This is a genomic window from bacterium, assembly GCA_039961635.1.
In the GTDB taxonomy this organism is placed as follows: domain Bacteria; phylum 4484-113; class 4484-113; order JAGGVC01; family JAGGVC01; genus JABRWB01.
In genome coordinates this window covers 20,062-46,560 of sequence record JABRWB010000014.1, presented here as the reverse complement: position 1 = coordinate 46,560, position 26,499 = coordinate 20,062, and the positions used below count along the sequence as shown (strand labels likewise).

Genomic DNA, 26,499 nt, shown 5'->3' with positions numbered 1-26,499 from the left:
GAGCCCGGTATGCGCGGACGCGACGTTTTTGGTTCTTTTTTCAGGGTGATTTCGCTCGTCGTACTGGTTGTCGGAGGCGCGTATTTATATTTCATGTACTCGGCGGCCAAGTTCGACGTTACTCCGGGCGAATACTGGAGCAGTATCAGCGGCGGACTGGCCGAGAGATATTCGCCCGCAAAACGAAACGAAAAGCTGGCCCAGGGCGTTCTGGAGGAGGGGGCGAAGGCTTGGGAGGAGAAAAACTACGACAGAGCGAAAGAACTGGCTAAACAAGCCCTGGAGCTTTCGCCGGGAAGCGGCGACGCGCATGCTTTTTACGTTCAAATCCTTGAAAGGGAGGAAGGCGGGGAAAAGGCGATTGAATATTTGGATGCTCTTGACCAAGATATTTCCAAGCATCAATCCGTGCTAAAGCAGCGCGCGCGAATTTTGCAAAAAATGAACCGCTTTGACGATGCAGCGGAAGCAATGAGGATGCTTGCGCTTGAGCATCCGGAAGACGTCGATGCGCTTGTCGCAGCGGGATTATGGTTCGCGAGATACACGAATGAAATAGAACTCGCCAAGGATTATTTCAACAAAGCCTGTTTGCTCGACGCGCAAAACGTTAAACCTTTGGAAGGATTGCTGACAGTCGAGGAAGACAGAAAGAAAAAGATTGAAATCCTGACCAAGCTGGTCGCGCTTGCGCCGAAAAACTCGAATTATTCGGGGCAGCTTGGCTGGATGAAATACGAGGACGGAGAATTTGAGCGTGCACGCGTATACAGCATGCAGGCATACGCGGCGGATCGCGAAGCTCATTACGCACACTTCAACGCAGCGTTGGCATCGCTGCGGCTCGGCCAATACGCCGAGTCGTGGCTGACTTATGTGGATGCGGCGGCAGCCTGCATTGCATCGCATTCAAATTATCCGTTCGAAGGGGCGCTCGGAGACCTTGCCGACCTTCCGCAGGATGCGATTTCCCCCTTCGTCGAAGATGTGAAAGCGCTGCTTGAGGCGGCCTTGCCATTCGCATCGAACGGCCCGGGGGGCTATATGGAAAAGGCTGGCCAGGATGCCCCCGCGTTTTCGGGCAAAGATTTGATATCTGGCAAACAGATAACGTTGGCGGATTATCGCGGAAAGCTCGTATTTCTGGATTTTTGGGCAAGCTGGTGCGGTCCGTGCATTCAAGAATTGCCAAATGTGGTCGCGCTCGACAGGGCGCTTCGAGGAGACAAGTTTGCTGTTTTAAGCATAAGCTTGGACGATGAGGGCGCCGAAGATGCGCTGGGCAAGCTCATTTCCGAAAACGGGATCACGTATCCGGTCCTGTACTCGGGGGAAGGTTGGAGCCAGCAGGCATCTCTGGACTACGCGGTAGAGTATATACCAAACACTTGGGTGATTTCGCCGGATGGAAAAATTCTTTACCACGATTTGCGCGGCGAAGATCCAATGAGATACTGCGAGGCCTACCTCGAAACCGGAGGTTCGATTTCGGGTATAAGCCTATCGGCGGAGGCGGCCAATGATGTGCTTTCCATAAATGCCAAATCCGACTCGCAGGGCGAAATTAAATGCAATGTTACGTTTCTCGTACCGTTGGGCTGGAGCGAGAAACGCCGGATTTTCACGGCTGGTAGCGAGTTTGCCGATACCGACGGTGAAATCGAAACTACGGTGGAAATTCCCAAGCCTGAAGGATCGATGGGTTACGTTTTTTGGGGAGTGGAGTCCAAATCGCCGGGATTACCGGATCCGTTTTTAGCAAGCGGTGCCGTCACGCCCGAATCCGGAAAGGCCTCAGGCTCCGAAGTTTCGGGCGGAAGCGCTTGAGCAAGCCAGGCGAACAAGATTCGAAGCAGCCGGCCTTCAAAGAGGCGCGCCTGCCCGCGTTTTTTGTTTTCTTTTTGGCGTTTCTGCCAATCATCGTTCTACTGTTCGAATTCGATCCGGCGCCGAGGGTTTTTTCCGGATACCAGCTTGCCGCAGGCGGATTGTTGGTGTTGGTGATCGTATTTTCCAGGTTGTGCGGACACGACGGGTCGGGAAAAGCAGTCGGCGCGGTTTTCGCGTTTTTGATGATTCCGCCCATTGCATCGTGGTTGTTCATCTCTTTGGTCGCGGCTCCCGCTCTGTTGTCTCCATCGATTGTATATTACATTGCCAATTACACCGGAATTACCGCTGAATGGCTGTATCTCAACAAATCAGGTTTCAAACATGCGGATTTGTTTATTGGACGGCCCGCTTGGAGGGCTTCATGGATATACGCGGCGGGATTCGCCTTTGTATCATGGGGGGCGATGGCGATTTTCTTTTCCGCAAGCGGGCGGCAAATGACCGCGTTTGCGTCTCCCGATCCCGCCTTTTCGATTGCTCTCGCGGCGGTGTTTTCGCTTTTCAACGGCGCTATGGAGGAACTATGGTTCCGGTCGCTAATCTTGGGCGCGTTCGCCAGAGTATTTCCCGGTGGATTTGCGGTTATTTACCAATCCATTTTGTTCGGGGTAATACACTTTGAGGGCACTCCTTCAGGGCCGGCCGGGATCGCTCTTGCTTCAATTTTCGGCCTCGCCGCCGGTTGGCTGACACTGAAAGCCCGCAGCGTGCTTCCGGCCGTTTGCCTTCACATATCGGTGGATTTCTTCATAGGGCTTTATTTTTAGTCTGATGGCGCCATGGCCCGGGCTATTGTGTATAATCAAAACTTCTATGGGACAGGTCAGCGGCCTAATTACCGGGGTTGTGTTTAAAAAGCTAAAGGTGATTCCGGACGAGCGCGGAAGGTTGATGGAAATCCTTCGATCTGACGATCCGGACTTCACGCGCTTCGGCCAGGTCTATTTGACAACCGGATATCCCGGCGTAATCAAGGCATGGCACTACCACAAGAGGCAAACAGACCATTTTTGCGTTGTTCACGGAATGATGAAAGTTGCACTTTACGATTCCAGGGCCGACTCGCCAACATTCGGGGCGATAAACGAGTTCTTTATGGGAGAGCATAATCCGTCGCTTTTGGTGATTCCTCCGCTCGTATTTCACGGCTTCAAGACCATTTCCGAGCATGAGGCTCTACTTATCAACGTTCCCACTGAGGCGTACAACTACGAAGATCCAGATGAGTTCCGTGTTGCGCCGCGCGGCTGCGATATTCCATATGATTGGGACCGGAGGGACGGTTAGATGGCGGTCAAAGCCAAATCGAATTCGGTCTCATCGGTCGGGCTTGAGGTTTGGGCGGAGCGCCTCGAAAGACTGCTGGAAGACCTGTTTAAGATGCATGCCGCCAGCACTTTCAAGGTTGCGATTGACATACTACGGGATACGGCCAATGAAATATTTAGCGGCTCCAAACCTTATGTTTACGTGGTCGATAGGGAAAGCGGCGCGCTTCTGCCTTTTTCGGGAACAGATCGCGAGGACGCTCCAGACTTTCCTGCCAGGAAACGTATTGCGGACAGGGCGGCAGCTGCAGGCGAACAAATAACAGTAAAGGCATCGCATCCCGAACCCTGGTTGGACGACATAATCAAGCAGGATTATCATTTGAAACCGCTTGCCATTGCCTGCCCGCTCAAGAACAAACAGGACCAGGTCGCGGGCGTGTTAATTCTGGAGTACGAAGACGAAATGCGTTTTGGTTCCGTGGAGCAGCGGTTATTGGGCAAGCTGACAGACCACATTCCTGAAATAATCTCGGACCACCAAAGGCTTTCCGATGCACCCGAATCCGCCGAACGCTTCAATTTGATTTTGGATGTTGGAACCAAGATTGCGGCGAAGATTGAGCTACAACCGCTTCTGGCCGAAATCGGGCTTGCTACAAGCGAACTGTTGGAAGCAGAGCGTTCCAGTGTTTATGTCGTGGACGATGATGAAGAGGTTATATACACGCTTTTCGGTCAAGGATATGAGATAGGAATAATCAAGTTGCCCAAAGGCAAGGGAATTGCCGGGCGGGTTTACGAGACGGAGCAGGTCATAAACGTCGAAGATGCATACGAACTCGATTATTTTGACCGCAGTTGGGATGAAAAAAGCGGCTATCGCACAAAAAGCGTCCTCTGCGCGCCCATGTTCGACCGCCAGGGCAAAATCATCGGTGTATTTCAGGTATTAAACAAACAGACAGCCAAACGCTTTACTGCAAACGACGAACGAATTTTGCGCACGCTCGGCAGCTTTGCCGCGGTTGCGATTGAAAATGCAAAGCTGTATGAAGAGCAAAAGAAGCAGTTTTCAAGCTTCATCGAAGTGCTCGCGGCTAGCGTTGACGCTAAGGATCCGACTACGTCGGACCACTCGATGTACGTGACTGGCGCAAGTGTCGTGATAGCCAAGGAACTTGGGCTCGATCCCGCGTTCGTGGAGAAAATCAGGATCGCTGCGACGCTTCATGATTACGGAAAGATCGCCGTTCCCGACGCGGTGTTATGCAAGCCGGCGAAGCTTCTTCCGTGCGAAGTATATCTGATGAATTTTCATGTGGAAAAAACCGAGACGATTCTAAAGGACATCCGCTGGGCGAAGGAATTGCAGGACGTGCCTTTCATCGCCGCGACGCATCATGAGGCAATTGATGGAAGCGGCTACCCGCACCGGTTGAAAGGAGAGGAAATTCCGTACGGAGGCCGTATTATCGCGGTGGCGGATGTATTTCATGCCTTGATTCAAAATCGTCCTTACAAGCTGGGGTTGCCTCCGCGCAAGGCAATCGAGATATGCGAGCAGATGACCATTCCCCATGTGGACGAAAGATACGGAACTCGCAAAGGAAAACATTTGCAGGCGGACATCGTGGCGGCGCTCAGAAGCTGGCTTGAAAAGAACGACTGGAACGTCAAGCTGTTCGAAAAGGAAAGCGGCTGGACCAAAGGCGTCCGGCGCGGCTAGGCATTATCCGGCCTGACGCTGGTATACTTTTGCTGATGCGGGTCGGCGCTTCGAAAGTTATTGGATTAACGGTCAAGGCCGCGATTGCGGCTTTGGTTTTCGCGGCCGTTATCCTAACTGGATCGCGTGACTACCTTTTGATACCCCAAGACGTTTTGAAAATAGCCGGCATTGCGATAGCCGAGCCCGAGCCGGCGCCTTTAGTTGTCAGCGTGCATGGCGATCCGTTTGTAATCTATCCCGGCGAAATAGGGCTTTCATATTTCTGGCAGGGCTCAAGGCCGGTCGCCGAATTCGACGAACAAATGCTTCGACGCCAGATCGAATTTCTTGCCACCCTTGTAAATCGCGAGCCGCGTGACGCGATGCTGAACCTGTTGGATCTTTCGGTACTTCCTGAAGTTCCGGGAATGCGCTTGAACGTAGACGAAACCATTCGTTCGTGCGAGGCAATGCTATCGCGAGCGCCCTGTGATGAGATGGCCCCGGCCGTTTTTGACTCGATTCCGGCGCAAATGGAAGCCGCCGATATCGGAGGTTTTTCGGAGACACCCGTTGGGGAATATACAACGAAGTTTCCGAAGTGGCAATTCAACCGTAATTACAACATCGCCCTATGCGCAAGTTTTTTCAACGGAAAAATCCTGATGCCCGGCGAGGAGCTGTCGTTTAATGCGACAACGGGCGACAGGACGTACAGCACGGGTTACAAATCCGCGCCGGTGATTGAAAATCAGGAGTTGGTGCCCGGCGTTGGGGGCGGCTCTTGCCAGGTGTCGACAACACTTTACAATGCGGCATGTTTGGAAGCGGGGATGGCGGTTGTCGAGCGGTGGCCTCACGGACTGGCCGTTCATTACATCGGTTGGAACAGGGACGCCACGGTCGCGTATCCGCATCGGGATTTGAAGTTTGTCAATACTTACGACAGCCCCGTGCTCATCACTTCGTCGGTAGATGAAGATTCGATTACATTCAAGGTATTCGCCAAGCCGGGGGCGCGAAACCTTATAACAGAACAGCAGCTTGCGCTGACCCGGGCTCAAATGGGAAAGACCGCGCCGCCGCTGAGACCCAAACCAAAGCCGGAACAGAAAAAACCCGAAGAGCAGGCAAAACCACCGAAGGCCGGCGAGGAATGGGAGATAAAACCGCCCGAATCGTCTCCTGCACCCTCACCGGAACCACCTCCCTCTCCCGCGCCGCCTCCATCTCCGCCTCCCGTGGACGATCCTCCGGGGGAAGTTGATCCGCCTCCACCAACCGAGGATGCCGGCGGCTAGCATTACAATTCATAATGCTTCGGCGGACTTGCAATTGATGTTAGAATCGCCGCTCCAAATACTTATGCCAGATTCGTCCAACGAAACCGGTTTGACTTATGCTGATGCGGGCGTGAGCATTGCCGCACAGGACGAGGCGATCGCCCGGCTTGCACGGCATGCCCGCTCGACATTCCGGCCTGAAGTTTTAACGGATGTAGGGCTTTTCGGGGCGGCATTTTCGGCCAAATTCCAGGGAATCGAAGATCCCGTATTGATTTCCAGTACGGATGGCGTCGGAACCAAGCTGAAATACCATTATCGGTTTGGAACGCACCGAAAAGCAGGAGTCGACCTGGTGGCGACCTGTATCAACGACATAATTTGTGCGGGTGCGGAGCCGCTTTTTTTCCTGGATTACATTGCCTGCAATCGAGTCGAGCCGGCAGTGATTGAGGAGCTGGTTGCGGGAATGTCCGAGGGTTGCCTTATATCGGGATGCTCCTTAATCGGTGGCGAGATTGCAGAAATGCGAGACACCTATCGCGAAGGAGAATACGACCTTGCCGGATTTGGTGTGGGTGTTGTTTCAAGGGAAAGAATGCTGCCCTCTTCGCAAGTGGCGGAAGGTGACACGATAATCGGGATTCCGTCGTCCGGACTGCATTGCAACGGCTTTTCTCTCGCACGGAAGGTTTTGGATAGATTGTTCGAGGGAGCATGGAGCGAAGTAAGCGGCGAGCTGGGCTGCTCGCCGGAGGTGGAGGTCACGCGGCCATGCAGAATATATGCCGCCGAGGCCAAGGCGCTGCTGGAATCGGGATTTGCCAAAGCCATGGCGCATATTTCGGGAGGCGGACTGCTGGATAACCTTCCTCGAGTGATGCCGAAAGGTTTGGGAGCGGTAATTGAAACTGGATCTCTGCCAAAACTGGCTGTTTTCCACATCATTTCGGAGTCCGGACCGGTTGAGCAACGGGAGATGTTTCGAACTTTCAACATGGGGATTGGCCTTGCGGTGGTTGTGGAGTCCCGGCTGTGCGCGCGCTGCATTGAGCTGCTGGACTCGATTTCGCCCGGCGCAAGGCCAATTGGGCGCGTTTGCCGCGTCCCTGGTGTACAATTGGTATGACTTTAAGAGGTGAATTCATGAAGCACTTTACTTTGGTATTTCTTGCATTCCTTGCCAGCGGAATTTTTTCGTTGGCAGGATGCGACGCGCTTTCAAAAGCTACCGGCATTACGGGCAACATTGCGGGCGATGTTGTGGATACGTCCGGCAATCCCGAAGCCTACAGAACCATTATTTTGGTATTTGCCGATACCGGAAAAATCAAAGACTCGCAAACCAGCGACGAGAACGGGCACTTTTACTTTTCAAAACTTGATCCTGGGAAATACAACATCTACGTGCAAGGTCCCAACGGTGAGGAATTTGTTCCGGTAAAGGAAGAAACTTACAATTTGCAATCCGGCCGCACACTGAATTTGGCAATTCGTATTGATACGAACAAAAAGCGCGAGCCCACCGTGGTCCTCAAGTAACATCCCGGTTTCATCTCAAGGCTCCGTTCCAGCTGCCGATAACTCGCATGAGTGGTTCGCGGCCTTTACACGATTGCATCCGGAATGCTTGCCACCGAGCGCAAGCTCGATGTGTCCGCGCACAATCTGGCAAACGTCAACACGACAGGATTCAAGGCGGAATTGGTGCGGGCCATCGCCGCGCCGGAAGTGCCGATTAGCCGTATTCCGGGTTTTCCCGAATCAGGCCGAGGTTTTGGTTCGGCTGCTATCGGTTACGAGACAAACGGAGTAATCGCATTCGAAACTGTTACCGACCATTCGAATGGGAGCACCGCGTTCACCGGCAATCCTTTGGACGCGGCGATCACGGGAAATGGCTTTTTCTCGATTCTTGCGGCGGACGGAACGGTTCGATTCACCCGAAATGGATCCTTTGCCGTCGATTCCGAAGGATTTCTAAGCACGGACGATGGCATGCGGGTTTTGGGACAAGCCGGGCCGATTGCCATTCCCGCCGGTGCGTCCGCGCAAATTTCTTCTGACGGGTCGGTTTTCTCGGGAGGCGAATTGCTGGACTCGCTTTCGATTGTAGAGTTTGACGACCCGCAAGGCTTGCGCAGGATTGGACACAATCTGTTTGCCGCCGACCGGCCTGGTACGCAGGTCGCTTCAAAAATCGAGCCCGGCGCGCTTGAAATGAGCAACGCAAACGCGATCGACTCGCTTATCGCGCTCATCGAAAGCCATCGGGCGTTCGAGGCGGGCGCGACCGCGATCCAAGCTGTGGATTCCACGCTGGAACGCGCAGTGAACACGGCCGGAGTTGTCGGATAGTGGTTTGAAATTTTGAATTAAGGCGGGTACTGGGCTGGACTGCGCGCGAGCGCGGAGGCCTCGCGGGATGACCGATTGATTCCCGCAAATCGCCCGCCGGAAAAAGGAGCCGGTATGCTTCGCGCGCTTTACACAGGTGCAACGGGCCTTAAGGCCCAGCAAACGATGACCGACGTCACGGCGAACAATATCGCCAACGTCAACACGGTCGGATTCAAGAAGGACAGGGCGGAGTTCCAGGATTTGATTTACCAGGTGCTTCGCGTCGCCGGGTCGCAGGCCGGAGGAGCGGCAGTGCTCCCGACCGGCCTTGAAATCGGTCTCGGGTCGCGCATCGCCGCTACGAAAAAGGACTTTACGCAGGGTTCCTACATCGAAACAGGGCGTACCTTGGATCTAACGATCGAGGGCGATGGATTCTTCCGTTTCACGCTTCCCGACGGAACCATAGGTTATTCCCGCGACGGCGCGCTGACGCTGGACGGCGAGGGCAATCTGGTCAATAACAGCGGATATATCTTGGATCCCGCAATTACTTTCCCCGCGGACGCCATTTCGGTAACGATTCAAACCGACGGCACCGTATGGGTGCAGTTGCCGGGTGAAACGGAGCTTTCGCAGGTTGGACAAATCACGCTTTCGAGGTTCGTCAACCCTGCGGGATTGCAGGCGGTCGGCAGCAACATGTTCCGTGAAACCGCCGCCAGCGGTGCTCCGACGGACGGCGTGCCGGGCGAAGAGGGATTCGGTACGACAAGGCAATATTTCTTGGAGCAGAGCAACGTGAGCATGGTGGACGAACTTATACAGCTCATCATCGCACAGCGCGCGTTCGAAACCAACTCCAAGACGATTCAAACGTCGGACGAAATTTTGGGTATCGCGGCCAATCTGAAGCGGTAACAGTTCGATGAAAGTCAAATTCGGGATGATTGCGGGTGTTCTTGCGGCAGTGCTTGCTGCTCACTGCGCCTTGCCTGCGGCCGCCGCGGGCATCATCATCCACCTTCATCGGGAAGCGGTTATTGAAGGGCCATATATCGAGCTTTCCGAAATTGCGGAGATTGATGCGCCTCAAGACAGGCTGGATGAAATCAAAGACTTGAGGCTGGGAATTGCGCCGGCCCTCGGCCGCGAATTCCTTTATAGGCGGACGGACCTCATCTCCAGATTGAATTTTGCCGGATACGCAGAAAGCGAATACTCGGTTACCGGAGCAGATTCCGTCTTAATCAAAAGGGCAGGGACCTCGATTTCCGGAAAGTCAGTTGCCGAATTTCTTGAATCTGAAATCAAGTCCCGGTTTGGCGAAAGCGCGAAGGTTGTTTGGAAGACAAAATTACCTGACCTGCAGGTAAGGCAAGGCGAAGTGGAACTGAAGCTTTCCTATCCTTCCGGGCGGGAAGGCGCATTGCCAATCTCTATACTAATTTGTGCGGACGGCAGCCTTGTCGGGCAGCATCCGCTTTCACGGTACGCTGCGTTTAAAGTACCGATTGTGTTGGCGCTCGAAACGATCCCGCGCGGCGCGGAGATTGCTCCGGGAATGATCGATTGCGAGGTGCGCACATTGCCTCCGGGGCGTCCCGTGGTGTCCACAATTGCGGAATGCATAGGGCTGGAGGCGAAAAGAACGATAGGCGCGGGCGAGGAAATTTCACCGGATTCGCTTTTAAAGCCATTCGACGTGTGCCAAGGTGATTCTGTTTCCGTTCGGATTTCACGGGGAGCCGTGGACATCGAGACTGAAGGAACGGCGATGGAATCTGGCTACCTTGGCGACCGCATCCTTGTCCGGATCGGCAGTACCGGGCGGTCGCTTCGCGGCATTCTTGCAGCTTCTGGTTTTGTGTTAGTGACTTTTGATGATGATGCCTAGCGTTACGGAGTGAAAATGAACAAATACGCCGTTAAAACTGCGATCGCGATGTTGTTTTTTGCGATTGTGTTCGGGGGAATTCCCGGCCGCGCGGATTCGCTTTTCCCCGCGGATTCGTCCGCGGTGGATTTATACCACCGCAAGCCGAAGAAATACCGTCCAGGCGACATTATTCTGGTCAAGATCGATGAGACCGCTCTGGCCCAAACCGAAACAACGACGGGGCTTTCCGGCGAACACAAAACCGACGTGGATTTCACCAATACGGGCATTCTCGATGCGGTGCTTAGCCCGCTCTGGCGATTGATCGGGCTCAATGGCAAGCTTTCGCAGAATACGAAGAATGAATACGACGGAAAAGGTGATACAGACCGCAAGGGGAAGCTTTCGGCTACGGTCAGCGTGCTGGTCGTGGATGTGCTTGAGGATGGGAACCTTGTCGTCGAAGGGCGCAAGGAAGTCAAGGTCAACCACGAAACGCAGATTCTCGTGATTTCCGGAGTAGTGCGCCCGCAGGACATAGACCAGGACAACACGATACCGTCCAACCGGCTTGCGGATACCCGCGTGGAATATGTCGGTGAAGGCGCTCTGTCGAAAAAGATGAAGCCGGGATTCATCAGCCGCGTATTCGACATTCTGTTCTAGAAAGGAGCGGATTTACATGACTTTCAGATACATAGCGTCGGCCGCATTGTTTTTTGCGCTGTTTTTCGCCTCAAATCAGGCGGAAGCGGCGCGGCTTAAAGACATTGCTTCCCTCGACGGCGTCAGGATAAACAGGTTGATCGGTTTTGGGCTGGTGGGCGGCCTCGCTGGAACCGGCGACGATCCCAAGTCCGCCGTTTACACGGCGGCGGCTATCGCGGGGATGCTGTCGCAGTTTGGCTTTCAGGTTGATCCGGCAAGTATAAAAGTGAAAAATTTTGCTGCTGTTGCAGTGACCGCGGACTTTCCGGCGTATTACAGAGGCGGGGACAAGTTGGACGTTACCGTTTCCTCGATCGGCTCGGCGAAAAGTCTTGAAGGAGGGATTCTTTACAGGACGATATTGACTGCCGATGATGGCGAAATTTACGCCGTAGCACAGGGGCCGGTCAGCCTGGGCGATTTTATCGGAGGAGGAGCCGGAGAAGCGGGTGGAAGGCAGAAGCGGAACACGACGGTGGGCCGTGTTGTCGGTGGTGCGATTGTCGAACGGGAGGTACCTTCAACGGTACTCAAAGAGGACGGCACTATCAGGTACAACCTTCACCAACCGGACTTTACAACCGCCCAAAATATCGCTTTGAGAATAGAAGAGCTGCTCGGTCGGGATTCCGCTTCCGCGCTTGATGGAGGAACTATTGCCGTGCGCGTGCCGGCTGCTTTCGCGAACGATCTGGTTCCATTCGTGTCAGTCCTCGAATCGCTGGACATCGAGACAGACGCGGTTGCAAAAGTTGTTATTAACCAACGCACAGGAACCATAGTAATGGGAGGGGATGTGGGAATTAAGCCTGTCGCAGTCGCACACGGCTCGCTGTCGATCAGCGTGGGCAACGACGGGGATGTTGATGCAGGCTCCGGCAGCGAAAGACGGAGCGAAGCGTTGATACGTGTTAATGCAGGCGATGTTGTTGCTGGACTGAATGCCCTGGGTGCAAAACCACAAGACATTGTCGCGATATTCGAAGCGATGGCTGCGGCAGGCGCTCTTGAGGGAGTTCTGGAAGTTATTTAATCCGTCTTTCCGTAAAGGTTTGCACTTGTTGGGGCGGAATAATCGTACCGGCTAATTAAAGGTATAATCAGCGCGTGGGCGGCAACAGGCTTGGTATTGTCGGATGCGGCGCGATCGGCCGCGATGTGGCATACGCAGCTGCGCTGGGCGATTTGCCGCTTTCGCTTTATGCGCTTTGCGATATAGTCCCGTCAAAGGCGGTTGAGTTGCGCGAAAGCGCCGGGTCATCCTGGTCGGCCCATGGGACTTTCGCGGATTCGCCTCCGTTTGTGTTGGCGCTTGAAGATCTGGTCGCGGAATGTGACTACATTTTGGAATGCGCCTCTTCAGATGCTGTCAAGGATGTAGTTGCGGCCGGCACTGCAGCCTGTGTTGAAACCGACAGGCCGCGAACAGCCGTCATTATGAGCGTGGGCGGACTTGCGCAAATATCCAACGATGAGCTTAGATACGCCGAAGTGGGCGGTCTTCGCATTGCGGTTCCCAGCGGAGCTATCGGCGGATTGGATGCAATCCTTGCGATGCGTGAGTCGGGGGTATTTTGCGCGACTTTGACCACGACCAAACCCCCCAAATCACTTGGAAGAAGCGATAAGGAAGCGGCTGTTGTGTTTGAAGGTTCTGCGTCCGAAGCCATCAAGGCGTTTCCAAAGAATATTAACGTGGCGATGACGCTCTTTCTTGCTTTGGGAAGCAATGTGCCTTTGACCGTTAAAATTGTTAGCGACCCGGCTGTTTTGGTGAATACACATCAAGTGGAAGTGGAAGGCGGTGCCGGAAAGGTGACGATAACGCTTGAAAACGAGCCGCACCCTGAAGTGCCGCGGACAAGTTTGCTTGCCGCCAAAAGCGCGATTGCGACACTTCGCAAGCTCGCCGCTGGATTCGTCACTGGAACATAATTTTTGGCCGCGATTTAACCTCGTTAACTTGCTTGAGGAAGCCAGTTTATGCTTAATGACCTTGAATTGATTAAACTAGCGCTTGCAGAAGACATCGGAACGGGCGACATAACAACGGAAGCGATTTCGTCGGTAGTATCGGCTCGCGAGGCTTCGGCGTCCCTGGTCGCGCGCGAGTCGGGAGTGCTTTCGGGAAGCCAACTGGTACACTTTGTCTATTCAGCACTTCCCGGAGTTGTCGAGGTTAGATTCAGATCTGCAGACGGTGCCAGGTTCGATTCCGGTGCGACAATCGCGGATTTGCGAGGCGATCCGAAAACGATACTGACAGGCGAAAGGCTTGCACTGAATTTGTTGTCAAGGATGTGCGGCGTCGCTACGCGCACGCGCCAACTCGCCGATCTGATTTCCGACACTGAAACAGAAATACTGGACACACGAAAAACGACTCCGCTTTGGCGCAAGTGGGAAAAGCGCGCGGTTCTTCACGGGGGAGGGGTGAACCACAGGATGGGGCTGTACGATCACGTTTTGGTCAAAGACAATCATATTCGGGCTGCCGGCGGGCTAAGAAAGGCGCTTGAAGCGGCGCGTGACGGCTCCTCTCCCGTGTACAAGCTTGAGGTCGAAATCGAATCGCTCGCGGACCTTGAAACTGCAATCGAGCTCGGTGCGGATTGGGTGATGCTGGATAATATGTCTCCCGCCGACGTCAAAAAGGGCGTGGAGATTGCACGCGGCCGTGTTGTGCTTGAAGCATCGGGCGGCATAAACGCTTCCAACATTCGGGAATACGCCGAAACCGGCGTTGATTACGTTTCTTCCAGCGAAATCACGCAAAGCGCCCGGCCGCTGAACCTCGCGCTGGATTTCCACTAGCCCAAATGCCCTATAATCTCGTACCGGAGGTGCCACATGTTGGTAGTGACCGATATCGGCAACACACATACGGTTGTCGGCGTGTACGACGGGAGCGATCTTTTGGGTACCTGGCGCGTTGTCAGCGCCACCCATAGGACGTCGGACGAATATGCTGCTTATGTGCTTAGTTTATTTGCGCTTCAGAAAATTGACGCATCAGAGATTTCGGACGCGATAATCGGCTCGGTTGTTCCGGCGCTCACCGGCGTCTGGGAAGACGTTTGGAAAAGGGCTACGGGAGTCGCAGCGATGGTGGTAGGCCCGGGAATGAAAACCGGCTTGGATATCCAGTACGAAAATCCGCGGGAGGTCGGCGCGGACAGGATTTTAAATTGTGTGGCCGGTTTGGCCAAGTTCGGCGCACCCCTTATCGCCGTCGATTTCGGCACGGCGACTACGTTGGATGTTTGTCTTAAGCCGAATGTATATCTTGGCGGCATGATCGCTCCCGGAGTGCAGCTTGCGCTCGACGCGCTTACCGCGCGCGCGGCGCGGCTGCCGAATGTCAGTTTGCGCGCCCCGGAACAGGTCGTTGGCCGGAACACCGTGGATTCAATTTTGTCAGGAACCTTTTACGGTTACGTGTCTCTTGTGGACGGGCTTATAAGGCGCGCTTGGAACGCGATAGGAACGGAAACCGGAGTTGTTGCAACCGGCGGACTGGCCGAAAAGGTGTTTCAGCACAGCGAACTGATTGGTCACATCGAGCCGCATTTGACGCTGGATGGGCTTCGACTGCTGTACGAGATGAACAATTAAATGGTTTCGAATTGAATAACGGTTTCTCCGCGTCCGTCTTAACAACGCGAGGCGCGCCTTCTGGTAGAATTGGCAGCCTTTGGCAAGGAGGCTTCGATGCCGCGTTTGCGCTGTTTTTGCGCCGCGTTACTACTCGCAACGATTTTTGTTTTGGCTGTGGCCGGCTGTGAAGGGCTCGGCCTGCCGGGCGCGCCCGCAGATCGCACGGAAAGCCGCGCGCCGAAGGAAAAGGATGTAGAAGCTCCGCCCAAAACTCCGGTCGAAAAAAGCGATTACATCGGCGAAAACGGCGGCCGGCTGGCATTCGGAAATTGCGAGCTCATCGTTCCCCGCGGAGCGCTTCGCTCCAAGCAGTACGTTACGGTTAAATTCCCTCAGGAGCAACATGGTCAGGCCATAAAAGAGACGCATCACCAGCTTTTTCCGACCGGCTTCATATTTGAAAAACCCGCGCTGATAAAAATCAAATACGATCCGGGCAATCTTTCGGGATTCGAAGCGGAAGACCTGGTGGTGGGAATTTTGGTCGAAGGCGTATGGAGGGAAATCGGCGGAAGCATCGTCGACGCCGACAATTTAACCGTAAGCGCTCCGCTGGATTACCTGTCGGAGGTGGCGCTGGTCGTCAAAAGCACGAGCCGGGCGAAAGTCAACGCGCCGCCAGATGCTTCCTTCACGTTCGCCACGATCGCTCTCGAAGACGGCAGGCAAAGGGTTGAATACGATGCCGCCGCGTCCAGCGATACCGATGGAAAGATAGTGCGGTACGACTGGGACTTTGACGGCGATGGTGTGTTCGATTATTCCAGCCCGACTTCTCCCGCGGCTTCGTACCTATTTCCCAAGGTTGGCGTTTACACAACTATATTGAAGGTGACCGATAACGGTCTCAAGCCTAATGTTGCGTTCGCGACCCAGCCGATTGAAATTGATATGCTTTTTCCTCCAAAGACTCCTGACAAGCTCGGAATCAACGTTTCCGTTAATCCTCCCGGCGGGAAGGTGCCGATTACGCTCAATTTCGCAGCGAGTGCGGTGGGCGGCATGTCACCGTACCGTGTGCTTTGGGATTTCGGCGAAGGCAAAACCGCCGAAATTATGAATCCGTCGTACAAGTTCGAAAAGGAAGGGAAGTACAAGGTCAACGTCTATCTCGCCGACGAGTCAGGCCAAGAGCTGGCGCGCCAGCTTACCGTGAATCTCCAAAGCTATGGACTTGAGCCCAAGTACCAACTTCCGCTAAAGGTGTCGCTTGTTCCGAGTGCCGAATCGGGCGACGCCCCGTTTGCGGTCGATTACACGATTAAGGTGAAGAATGGGCGCGAGCCTTTCAAATGGAAGCTGGAATTCGGGGACGAACCAGCGGATGCTCCAATCGAGCCGGGTAGCGGCGCAAAGGTAACCCACACTTACGAGCGTCCGGGGCTTTACCTGGCACGCATTATAGTTACGGATGCGGATATGGCGACCGGAACCGCTTTCGTCTTGGTAACTGCTCGTGCAGCAGAAGGCGGGGCGTCGCTTGAAGGCAGGGAAACCGCCCGCGACTATTTCTCCGCCCGCTTTGGTAGATTCGGGCTTGTTCCCAGTCAGTCCAAGGAAAACCCGCTAGTATTTTCGTTCATGGTAAAGGGAACCGGAAGCGACGCGCTTGTCTCCTGGGACTTCGGGGATGGATTTAAAAGCTCGGAGCCTTCGCCAAAGCATGAGTTTGCAAAAGAGGGCGTTTTTGAAGTGAAGGCGGAAATCGTAGAATCCGGGGAAAGGCGCTCCGAAACCCTTTATCTTCCCGTGGGAAGCGTTCCAACAGTTGCGATCCAAGGCGATCGCACGGTGAAAGGATTAGCTCCGCTGGCGTTCGCTCCGGTTTGTATCGCGAACGGTCTCAATCAGCCTGCTGAATACACCTGGGATTTCGGGGATGGCGCAACTTCTTCGGAGGCGTCGCCATCGCACATTTTTCCTGCAGAGGGAACTTACAACGTTACGGTAACGGCCGTTTCCGGTGAAACGCGTGCGGTTTCGGAACCAATCCAGGTAGTGGTGCTTCCAAGGGCGGAGGAGCTGCGCAATCCTGTTTTGTGCTCGATCCGTGGAGAAAACGAAAGCGTCGCAGAGATATGGATGTTGGATGCTTCTGGAGAGCAGGGATACAGGCTTCCGATCTCAATTCATGCACCGACAGGCGCGGGTTTGTATTTAAGTCCGGATGGTGCATACGCGGGATACCTTACAGAAGGCGGAGTTGCGGTTATCGAAACTTGGACCGGCCTGGAATCGTTTTCATTTGTTCCCGCAGAGGGGAAGGCGGTCGGGGTCGCTGTTCCCAGGTTCGGAAATCCGGTTTTTGTTTCCGTGGAAAAGGAAACTTCCAAGTCGGTGTACGTGTATTCATCCAAAAGCGGGCTAGTAGATTTGACCCCGGAGGAATGCTCGGCGGACCTTCTCGCGATTACGGATGTTGGTGATTCGATTCTGCTTGCATGCCGGAAAGGACAGGAAAAAACCGCCTCCTTAATTCGACTTGACTTTGATGCGGAATCTGGAAGATGGGGCAAGCCGAGCGAGCTTGCAAGCGACGTACAGGATGCAGCCATCAGCGGTGACGGCAACGTAATTTTGTTTGTCACCTCCAAACGGGCTTTGATGGAATTGGCTGGAGACTCGGGCGTCGAGCAAGTGAGCGGCTCGGCTGCCGTGAAGTCCTCGCTCACACTTTCGAAAGACGGTCATTTTGCAGCTTGGATTGAAGGAGTTTCCGGAAGTCAGAATAGGATTATGGTTGCCAAGCGTACCGATGAAGGTCACCTTGAAATGGCAGACTTCACCGAGGCAACCGGCATCTCCGCGGAACGTGTTGCGCTTTTGCCGTCTGGAAATTCGCTTGTCGTCTATTCGACGCTTAAAACGGGCGATGATGCGGTGGAATCGACCGGCTTGTTCCTTATAGACGCAACGGTGCCGAATCCGTTGCCGGTTTTTATCGCGAAAGCCGGACCCGAATTTTCGATTGCGAGCGCACGTTAGGATCGATGCAATGCTAGTTTGTTAGTCAGTTCATTGGCCACTGGATAACGCGATTGACATCGTCTGGCGAGGCAAAATATAGAATCGGCGTGGATGTTGGCGGAACATTCACACACGGCGTCGTGCTGGACAAGGACAGAAGGCTTGTCGGCTCCGCGATGGTGCCGACGACTCACCAGGCAAAGCTGGGAGTTTCCGAAGGAGTCGTCAGGGTTCTCGAATTGCTCATAGAGCGCACAGGAATCTCGATTGAGCAAGTTGACTTGATTGCCCATTCCACAACCCAGGCGACCAATTCGATCCTCGAGGGGGATGTAGCGCCCGTCGGACTGACGGTGATTGTGCCCGAAGCCCACATCGGATTTGCAAAAAGACTGTTTGGGGAGTCAGCGATCGAACTGGGCGAAGGCAGCTCAATCCCGATGATTGTAAAACTGATCAAGGATTCAGAGCTGCCACTTTGGGCTGAAACCTCTATTGGATTATTAAGATTGTTCGCGGAAGTTCCATCCCTTGCCATTGTGGAATCCAGAGGAACGGAAGATCCTACAGGCGAGCTTGAGCTTGACATTCTGGCGGAGTTTGAAAAGGAAGGTATTTCCTCTGGAAAGGCTGTGGTCAGGGCTTCCGAATTATCGGGCAGGCTGGGTGTGAAGCTCAGGGCGAAGACTGCGGTGGTAAACGCGGCGATGATCCCCAGAACGGTTGAAACAGCGCGTTACACAAGAGAAGCCGTTGATAGGCTGATGCCCGGAAAGAAGCTGATGGTGATGAAAAGCGAGGGCGGCGTGATGGACGCGCAAGAAATGGAAAAGCGCCCGCTCTCTTGTATTCTAAGCGGACCCGCCGCGGGAGCAAGCGCCGCGTTGCATGTCGCCAAGATCAGCGACGGGGTGTTTTTGGAGGTCGGGGGCACTTCGACGGACATAAGCCTGATTCTTGCCGGAAAAGTGCGCAAGCAGCCCGCGCGCGTGGGCGGGCATATATTGCATACGCGTTCGCTTGACCTACGGACGGTCGCGGCTGGTGGTGGCTCGCTCCTTTGGTTCGACAAGCGCGGGCGCGCGCGATGCGGGCCGCGCAGTGCACATATAGCAGGGCTGAAATATCTGTCTTTCCCTTCACCGGAAGACGTGAACCGCGCCGATTTGCTGAAAATCGGATTCGGCTCGACGCCCAAAAAGCTGGCGGAAAAGAGCGGGTGTAAATATGCGACAGCCGAAATAAACGGAAACTTGTACGGGATAACTTTAACAGATGCCGCTAATTTTCTCGGCCTTATTCCTGAAAGCGATCCCGCGTACAGCGCAGGTGGACTTGTATTTACAGCCTTCGAGGCCGTTGCGCGCGAAAAGCGTGTTCCTGCCAAAAACATTGCAGAAAAAATGATAGCGGAATGCCGCGAACGCGTAGTTGCCGCGGTCCGCGAGCTTGCCAAAGATTACCAGGCAAGAATACAAGAGCTTCGCATTGTAGGCGGTGGCGGAGGCGTGAATTCGATTATCGAAGGCGTCGCAGAGGCGCTGGGGAGGCCGTATGAGGTGGTAGAGCATCCCGAATCGATTTCCGCCATCGGCGTTGCTGTTGCCGTATCCACCTTTACTCACGAGGTTTTTGCGGACAATCCGTCCGAAGAGGATTTTTCAAAACTGAAATCGCTTGCTCGATCCGAGCTGGGCCGAGCCGGCGTGCCCCCCGATCAGATGCGGTGCTCTTTCGAATACGATCCGAAAATGAAGGTGTTGCGCGTGGAAGCGGAGGGGACTTTGCGCTTTGAGGAAATGGAGAGGGTGATGTCCGCGTCGGAGCTGGCGGATCGCGCGGCCGCCTTGGCGGGAAATGGCTCCGAAAGCGTTGAAACGGTTTTTGATTCCGGTATGTCGGTGGCATTCAAAGTGTCCTCAAGGTCGCCAGGATTATCGATCCGCAACTCGGAAATCCTGGTTTGCCTTGACAGGATGGGCCGCTCGCTGCTGGTCAAGTCGGGCGCAAACTGGCAACCTTGCAGCGCGGACGATATTGTGCCTGTGGTACGAAAGCTGATTGCCGAGAGCACGAAGTTTACGGATTCAGGAGAGATGATTCCAGAAATGTACGTTCTGTCGCCAACAGGGATTCTGGATCTATCGAGCTTCGTAACCGAGCGTCAGGTGCTGGCCGCGGTTTCGGCTGTAGTAGACGATTTATCGGGGAAGTGCCTGGCGATATCGAGAGCGCGGGATTAGCTGCGGCTGATCCGGCGTATGGGCAGGATTGTCGTATCCGATTGTGCTAAACTCGTCTTGCCTCTGTTGGTAAGTTGTTGGCAAGCTTTTTGTTGCCGCGGGGAGGAGCCATGCGCAAGTTTTGGCCGTTTTTAGCGATTTTTGCGGTCTCCGTCTTGATTTTCGGGCTATCCAGGCCCGCCAGTGCGGAGATATACAACTTCGTCTTTCTTCATACCGGGGACACCGAAGGACACTTGCTGCCCTTCACCCTGGATGATCCTGCCTACGCGCAATTGGGCACCACCGGCAAGCCGGTTGGCGGCATCCCCAAGCGCCATATGTTCATTACGACGAAGCGTCAGGCGAAGAAGCTCAATTGGGTTCTTTTGGATAGCGGCGGAGCTTTGGGCGGTACGCCGCTTTCGAACTTATACCAGGGCTTCGTCGACATCGAAATGATGAACCGCCTCAAGTACGACGCCATGGCTCTGGGGCTGCGGGAATTTGGCTTCGGGCAGGAAGTGCTGAAAGACAGAATGGCGCAAGCAGAGTTTCCAATGTTATGTGCAAACGCAAAACGCGCTGATTCCGGGGAACTTGTTGGAAAGGCCTATGCGATAATCGAGCGCGGCGGATTGAGGCTCGGCGTGTTCGGACTTATTTCCGGGCAGGCGGCGGATCGGATTAATCCGAATTTGATCGAAGGTATTTCGTTTGATGACCCCATAGCGACCGCAAAATCCCTAATTGCCGAACTTTCTGCAAAGTGCGACGTGATAATAGCCTTGACCCATCAGGGAATCGCCGCGGACATCCAGCTCGCCGTCGAATGTCCCGACATCGACATTGTGGTAGGCGGGATGGATGGCACCGAGCTTGAAGTTCCGATGCTCGTGGGAGACACGCTGATCGTACATGCCGGAAAATGGGGCAAAAAAGTTGGGATGCTTAAATGCACCTTTGAGGGTGAAAAGGAGTCTGGATACAAAATACGTTATTTCGACGAAACGCTCATCCCGATGGACGGGAAGTGGGTGGATAACACAGATATCCTGAAAATCCTTCGCGACTACGAAAAGAAGCTCGATTCCAAACTCGGCGTCGTCATTTGCGAGCTGGATAAAGACTACTCCGACCTCAAGATACGTGCAACCGAAACCGAACTTGGGAACTTGTGCGCTGAAATCGCGCGGGAATTCGCCGGTACGGACATCGCATTTCTTTCCGCGGCAAGCGTGCGCGCCTCGCTGCCGGGCGGCCCTGTAACCGTCGGAGACGTTTACAGCGCGTTTCCCTTCGATCACGTTCTGGTCAGCTTCGAGTTAACTGGTGCCGAAATTCAAAGGCTTTTGGATCAAGGCGCATCGAAAATAGGCAGGCCCGGTTTTCCGCTTGTTTCTGGATTGTCATTCGGGATATTTGGGGGCAGGGCGTATGAAGCAGCGGTTCGGGGCGTTAATCTCCTGCCCGACTCCTCATACACTGTTGTTACGACGGATTACATCGCGAGCGGAGGCGACGGATACGGCGTTTTTCAAGACAAAAAGCCGCTTGTCTACACCGGCGTTTCTTTGCGCGACGCGGTCGAAGCGTATCTGCGGCAGCATTCCAACGCATCGTTTGCTGCTGACGGCAGAATTTACTTTTTGACCGAGCAGCCGGAAACAACTGAAGTTTACATTCCCGAGGAAACGGACACAGAGCCGGAAGCGGCGGAGCCCATTGAGGCCGCACCGGAAGTTCCTCTGGAGGGCGAAATCGTGAACCTCGAAGACGTTGCTCCCGAGGGGTCTTCCGGGCAGCCCGTTATGGTCGAGGAAATTTATCTTGGAGTGGCGGAACTCACGGAGGATAATCTTCACTATGCATTCGCCGTGCTTCCAAGGGAGTCCGGCGGTGCGCAGTTGTACGAGTTCAGGTTGACGGTTACAAACGTCGGGGACATCAACAAACTGATAAACTTCAAAACTTTCCAACGCGTGGACTTCCGCGTCAAGGAGGAAAACCGCCTGGTCTGGAATTGGGCTGCCCGAAGGTACTGGAAAAACGAGGTGGACTCACTTACACTGCTTCCCGGCGAATCGCTTTATTTCAACGCATTCTGGGACGGCTCGGAAAACAGCGGCGTCCAGGCCGGCAAGAAACTGTATAAGTTCGAAGGAGAATTCCTTTATACGCAAGGCAAAACGCTCGGATTCACCAGCTTGCTTGAATGGCATCCACAGGCCATCGGCGCGGCTCCAGCCTTGACAACTGCGCCTTCCGCCGCTGCCGAAGAACAACCTGAAGCAGGCGCTCCCTCGGAGGAGGCAAGCCCTCCGGAAGGCGAGAGTGGTTCGGAAGAAGCTGACGGCGGCGAAGAAGGCGAATCGGGTGACGGCGGCTCCGAAGAAAGCGGCTCTGGCGGGAGCGGCTGGTTTTAGTCCATGGAGTCCTATTGGTCCGAAGCAGATAGAGTGATTCGGAGGGACGCCGATTGGATTCGATAATCCATTTCTTCGACGCGCTTTTAAGTCTGTTCAGCGTCGACGGCGTGGTTTTGTTTGTTTTTGTACTGCTCGGCCTGATGAGCGTTGTTGACACGCTCAACCTGTCCATTCGCGTGGCCGGTGTTCTGACCAAACGCCTTGCAATTGCGCTTTCGCTTTTCAATATTCTGATGGTTTTCTCCCGCATGTCGAACATGATTCAGGCGCCTTTCGTCGGCGGGATGATTGACAGCGCGGTGAACCAGGTAGCGGCGCAGGGTGCCGGGCCGTTACTTGAAACGGCCAACGAAATCACTGCATTCGACATCGTGTTGCCCAAGTTCCGGATGCTCGTTCTTGCCTATACTTTCGGAGCGATGATCGGCGCGTTTTTGACGCCGACGTTTCAGCGGATTTTTTCGGCGGTGATTCTTGATTTCGAACAGCGCAAGAGCATGGCCCGCGCCGCCGCGATGATTTTCAATCCCGTCAATCTGCTCCGCCTCAAGCTTCCAGGTCGCGAGCATTTCCAAAAATACATGGACTGGCGCCGGATACCCAAAGGATTCCTTTTCTGGCACCTGTTCGTCACTACGTTTTATACCATCGGAGTGCTTTCGTCGTTGCTTGCGGGCGCGATGCTCCCCGAATTCCGCGCCACCGCCGCGACTCTGTCCGGGCTGGTAAACGGCATAGCGACTTTCCTGCTTTTTATGCTTGTCGATCCGACAGCCGCGCTTATAACCGATCAATGCATTCTGGGCAAGCGTCCGGAGACCGATATCAAGGTGATGAACTTTTACCTGATATGGACGAAAATTGCAGGTACATTGCTTGCGCAGCTTTTTCTGGTTCCGATGGCGGAGTACGTCGGCTGGGCTGCCAAGGTGGTGCATGCGTTTTCAGGCTCCGGAACTCCGGCAATCTAGTCCGTCGGTTATCATTGATACGTGGAGACCAAATCGAGTCCTTCCGGGCCGCCATCCCCGTCCGCCGTTCTGACCACGCGCGAAAAGCGTGAAAAAAAGACGCGCAGGTTTTCGAAAGCTGTCAAAGGGCAGATCGCGGTGTTGATCACTGTCGCTGCAGTTGCGACAGCTTTGTCGCTATTCGTCATGCTTTATATTCACCTGACCAAGTCCTATGCCCGAGCCGGAATTGTCAGGAATCTCGAACCGATGTTGAACAGAGGACGCGTGTTTCTTGGTGTCGCTTTCGAAAAGGGAACCAAAAGCTCACTTGTCGCTTTTTCACCGGAATCGAAGGAAGCTTTGAAAATTGCCGATCTTGCCGTTGAAAACATCGCCTCGGTTAATTCAGCAAAGACCAGGCTGGTTTATCTCGAAGACGCCGATGTTCCATCCCGGTTTTTGTGGCGGATTTTGTTTCCGGGCAAAATTCCTTCAGATTTATGCGTATTGGACGGCCCGGAGCGAAAAATCAAGGTCTTATCAAGCGGATTGCCCGGGGAAATTCTTTCAGCAAATTTCGGCAAAATCGGTATATGGGGGGATTCCGACGACCGGGTGTTTTTTACTTTCGTTACTGTGCCTCAAACACTGATAGCCACAGGATATCCAAGAACTGTGCGCCATTCCATTTTCGATACTGAAGCAGGTTCACGGAATTGGACAGGTCTCAAATCCGTTCCCGTGAGGACGATCCTGCGGGATGTCCTGTTCGGGCAAGACGAAACCTGGGTCGCGCTAGTCGGCCGAACCAATCAACTGCTTGTATTCGACAACGACGGGGAGGTTAAGGCCGAAATTCCTCTCGCGGACGAGCCGCGGTTTCTTATCCGGCTTCCAAGCGGCGATGTCGCACTCATTGCGGATGACCTTGCTCGAAACGACCTCGGCAATGTAATTCGCGTATTTCACGAGCCTAACGAAATTTACAGAACCGCACTTGAATTGCAAAAGCATGTCAGAAGGCCGAGAATAGACAGGCTGAACGGTCTAATGTTTTATGTTACGCTTGAGGCGGAGTATTCGCAAAGCGGAAGCGCAGAGGAGCGGCGCAGGCCGGATTTCTATTATCAGGTGCACAAGATTTCACTTTCCGATTTGGACAGCGGCCGCACGTTGGGGCCGGAAGCCGCAGAAAAAGTCGTCAGATTCAAGCAGGAATCGGGCAAAGGTTTTTACGACCTCGACATTCGCTCCAAACTTGTGATCTTCCAGGAAAACGGCAAAGTCTGGTCGGTGAATTACGACGGCAGCGGCAGGAGCGAGGTCTGGTCACCAAATGGAATGAGGCTTCATTGGGTGCAGGTTTTGTATGGGAACTAGACTCAATCTTTTTTAGTCCTAAAAGGGGCAGGCTGATTATCCCTGTCTTTTATTTTCGCCAAATCCGCGGGCTTAACCGCAATTGTTTTTTCCTTGGCAATCAATACCTTGCCCGTTCCCAGCCCTTTCGGCTTTCTGAGATTTTTCATTTGAGTGTAGGACACTTCCACGGTGTTGTCGCCCTTCAGCTTGCTGTTGGCTGCCGCGATAATCGCCGCATCGCGCTTGGCGCAATCCGAAAGGGGCGCTTTACCCGTCAAAGCGATCACCCAGCTTCCCGCCGCATCCCTGACATGAAAAAACCAGTTCGGTGTTGAGCCGAATTTTCTGTAAAGCGCGTCGTTTGACCGCGCGGAAAGCCCAAGCACAATAGGCGTTCCGTCGTCGGCAAAGTACAGCCTATGACGAATTCCGAGTCCACGAAGCGCTGCCAGGGTGCTTTCGGGAGCAGTGGTTTCCCGGATCTCGGCATTTTGCTTGCTCGTGATTCGATTTTTCAAATCATCGCCGGATTCAAGCGCCGCTATCCGCTTTTCAAGTTCCGGTATGGCCCTTTGATATCGCGCCGCCCCTGCAGCGAGCCTGGAGGCAATGGCGCCCGGCGAAGGCATTTTGTCCCTTGACGCCAACATCGTCCCGATCAGTTTTTCCATCTCGCGAAGGCATCCAAGTAGTTTTGCTTTGGTTTCCGCCTGCGAATACAGCTTTGCAATGTCATGCCTCGAAGGCGACACCCCGGAATTCCGGCCAGCACCCTCGTAAAACAGCGCCGCCACCGTTTCAAGGCACCTCCACTTGGATGCCTTTGCAAGTTCCTCGCGAAGTCTTTCCAGCTTCCTTGATTTCGCGTCCTTCCCCATCCGAATAGAGGGAACTGAATCCCTTACTGCATTCACCAGGAAAAACAGCCTTTGTGCAAAATGCTCCGGCAGGGCACCGGCTGCTTCCGCAACCCCAAGCACGGCCTCCAGGGTTTCCGGATTCCGGAGCGATTCGAAAGCGCCGAACAAGCTTTCCGCGGTTGATCCCTCCGACACCAGATTCGCCTTTGATTCGCCCGGATTAAGGCCCGCAATTTGCAAAATACGATTTGCAGACTCGCGCGTCAGCCCCGTAAACCGCTCCAAAAGCGCTTCGACAAGAGGTTTGTCCCGGCTTTCAGTGGAGATTTGGCTGGCGATATTACTCCAGTCTCCCCAAGTAAGCAGCTCCGGAGAAAGCTTTGAGAGCGGCGGCGGTTCTATATAGGGCTTTCCGACCGAAATCGTCCGGAACCTGCTGGAAGTTGCATTAAAAAGCTTCGCTGAACCGAGTACGATCCTTTTGTCGGACAGTAGAAAAGCGCCGCTGTGCCGTCCCATTATCTCGATGACAATCACCCTTTCGACCGATTTGTCAAATTTTTGCATTCGATTGAATACCAGTTCTACGCGGCGTTCGCCAGGAGGCCTGAACGCGCCGGTTAGAAGCGAGTTTGCCAGATGGCTTCTCATAACTTCCCCGAAATTGCTTTCTGTCTTCGCTTCGCTAAACTGCGCCGGCAACTCGCTGCAGAATCCCACTCCCGGATGTCCACTGCTGGTTGAAAACAAGAACCAAATGGAGCATCTTTGAGCGGATAGATTGACTCCGAAAAGATATCTTCCGAAAGAATTTACATCAAGGACGCGAGCGCCCGTCCAATCTTGGGCCAGTGCATCGATAACAGCCTTAAACTCGAAGACATCCACGAACCCATGATACAATCCAATGGGCCGGATGAGGGGACCGGTCGGGAACAAATCCTGCGACAGAGGGTCTAAACACCGG

The 26,499-nt window shown here is 54.1% G+C and carries 21 protein-coding genes; 20 read left to right on the top strand and 1 reads right to left on the bottom strand.

Going from position 1 to position 26,499, the window contains the following annotated elements:
- Positions 1 to 9: 9 nt before the first annotated feature.
- The 20 genes from HRF49_02730 to HRF49_02635 all read left to right on the top strand — a co-directional run bounded on the left by HRF49_02730 (position 10) and on the right by HRF49_02635 (position 24,690).
- Entirely contained in the window at positions 10 to 1,827 is a 1,818-nt protein-coding gene (locus HRF49_02730) for a redoxin domain-containing protein (protein MEP0813566.1), read from the top strand.
- Entirely contained in the window at positions 1,824 to 2,660 is an 837-nt protein-coding gene (locus HRF49_02725) for a CPBP family intramembrane metalloprotease (protein MEP0813565.1), read from the top strand. Before HRF49_02730 ends, HRF49_02725 begins: the two co-directional genes overlap by 4 nt.
- 46 nt (positions 2,661 to 2,706) lie before the next feature.
- Positions 2,707 to 3,180, top strand: coding sequence for a dTDP-4-dehydrorhamnose 3,5-epimerase family protein (locus HRF49_02720; GenBank protein ID MEP0813564.1), 474 nt, complete (start codon positions 2,707 to 2,709; stop codon positions 3,178 to 3,180).
- Positions 3,181 to 4,890, top strand: a complete 1,710-nt coding sequence (locus HRF49_02715; GenBank protein MEP0813563.1) for a GAF domain-containing protein — start codon at positions 3,181 to 3,183, stop codon at positions 4,888 to 4,890. It abuts the gene before it with no gap.
- Between the two features lie 35 nt (positions 4,891 to 4,925).
- A complete protein-coding gene (locus HRF49_02710) occupies positions 4,926 to 6,173 on the top strand; it encodes a VanW family protein (protein MEP0813562.1) in 1,248 nt (415 codons plus the stop codon).
- Between the two features lie 37 nt (positions 6,174 to 6,210).
- On the top strand, positions 6,211 to 7,284 hold the full coding sequence (locus HRF49_02705) for a phosphoribosylformylglycinamidine cyclo-ligase (protein MEP0813561.1): 1,074 nt from the start codon (positions 6,211 to 6,213) through the stop codon (positions 7,282 to 7,284).
- Between the two features lie 17 nt (positions 7,285 to 7,301).
- Complete coding sequence (locus HRF49_02700) at positions 7,302 to 7,697, top strand: carboxypeptidase regulatory-like domain-containing protein (protein MEP0813560.1); 396 nt, start codon at positions 7,302 to 7,304, stop codon at positions 7,695 to 7,697.
- Between the two features lie 51 nt (positions 7,698 to 7,748).
- The gene (locus HRF49_02695; GenBank protein ID MEP0813559.1) at positions 7,749 to 8,513 is read left to right on the top strand and encodes a flagellar hook-basal body protein; all 765 of its coding nucleotides are present in this window, start codon (positions 7,749 to 7,751) and stop codon (positions 8,511 to 8,513) included.
- A gap of 114 nt (positions 8,514 to 8,627) precedes the next feature.
- Positions 8,628 to 9,416 (top strand): flagellar basal-body rod protein FlgG, encoded by a 789-nt coding sequence (gene flgG, locus HRF49_02690; protein MEP0813558.1) that lies wholly within the window; start codon positions 8,628 to 8,630, stop codon positions 9,414 to 9,416.
- A gap of 7 nt (positions 9,417 to 9,423) precedes the next feature.
- Positions 9,424 to 10,392, top strand: coding sequence for a flagellar basal body P-ring formation protein FlgA (flgA, locus tag HRF49_02685; protein MEP0813557.1), 969 nt, complete (start codon positions 9,424 to 9,426; stop codon positions 10,390 to 10,392).
- 15 nt (positions 10,393 to 10,407) lie between these two features.
- Complete coding sequence (locus tag HRF49_02680; protein MEP0813556.1) at positions 10,408 to 11,040, top strand: flagellar basal body L-ring protein FlgH; 633 nt, start codon at positions 10,408 to 10,410, stop codon at positions 11,038 to 11,040.
- 16 nt (positions 11,041 to 11,056) lie between these two features.
- A complete protein-coding gene (locus tag HRF49_02675) occupies positions 11,057 to 12,115 on the top strand; it encodes a flagellar basal body P-ring protein FlgI (protein ID MEP0813555.1) in 1,059 nt (352 codons plus the stop codon).
- A gap of 125 nt (positions 12,116 to 12,240) precedes the next feature.
- The gene (locus tag HRF49_02670) at positions 12,241 to 13,017 is read left to right on the top strand and encodes a DUF108 domain-containing protein (GenBank protein ID MEP0813554.1); all 777 of its coding nucleotides are present in this window, start codon (positions 12,241 to 12,243) and stop codon (positions 13,015 to 13,017) included.
- A 48-nt stretch (positions 13,018 to 13,065) separates the two neighbouring features.
- Complete coding sequence (gene nadC / locus HRF49_02665; GenBank protein MEP0813553.1) at positions 13,066 to 13,896, top strand: carboxylating nicotinate-nucleotide diphosphorylase; 831 nt, start codon at positions 13,066 to 13,068, stop codon at positions 13,894 to 13,896.
- 36 nt (positions 13,897 to 13,932) lie between these two features.
- Positions 13,933 to 14,697 (top strand): type III pantothenate kinase, encoded by a 765-nt coding sequence (locus HRF49_02660; protein ID MEP0813552.1) that lies wholly within the window; start codon positions 13,933 to 13,935, stop codon positions 14,695 to 14,697.
- Positions 14,698 to 14,853: 156 nt separating this feature from the next.
- The gene (locus tag HRF49_02655) at positions 14,854 to 17,724 is read left to right on the top strand and encodes a PKD domain-containing protein (GenBank protein ID MEP0813551.1); all 2,871 of its coding nucleotides are present in this window, start codon (positions 14,854 to 14,856) and stop codon (positions 17,722 to 17,724) included.
- Between the two features lie 53 nt (positions 17,725 to 17,777).
- Positions 17,778 to 19,949: a hypothetical protein gene (locus HRF49_02650; GenBank protein MEP0813550.1), complete on the top strand. Its 2,172-nt coding sequence runs from the start codon at positions 17,778 to 17,780 to the stop codon at positions 19,947 to 19,949.
- Between the two features lie 110 nt (positions 19,950 to 20,059).
- Complete coding sequence (locus HRF49_02645; GenBank protein MEP0813549.1) at positions 20,060 to 22,354, top strand: 5'-nucleotidase C-terminal domain-containing protein; 2,295 nt, start codon at positions 20,060 to 20,062, stop codon at positions 22,352 to 22,354.
- Positions 22,355 to 22,407: 53 nt separating this feature from the next.
- A complete protein-coding gene (locus HRF49_02640; protein ID MEP0813548.1) occupies positions 22,408 to 23,328 on the top strand; it encodes a DUF2837 family protein in 921 nt (306 codons plus the stop codon).
- A gap of 21 nt (positions 23,329 to 23,349) precedes the next feature.
- Positions 23,350 to 24,690 carry a hypothetical protein gene (locus HRF49_02635; GenBank protein ID MEP0813547.1) on the top strand — a complete coding sequence of 447 codons (1,341 nt, stop codon included), beginning with the start codon at positions 23,350 to 23,352 and terminating at the stop codon, positions 24,688 to 24,690.
- 2 nt (positions 24,691 to 24,692) lie between these two features.
- Here the strand turns inward: HRF49_02635 and HRF49_02630 are convergent, their stop codons facing one another.
- Positions 24,693 to 26,420, bottom strand: coding sequence for a fibronectin/fibrinogen-binding protein (locus HRF49_02630; GenBank protein ID MEP0813546.1), 1,728 nt, complete (start codon positions 26,418 to 26,420; stop codon positions 24,693 to 24,695).
- Positions 26,421 to 26,499: the final 79 nt, after the last annotated feature.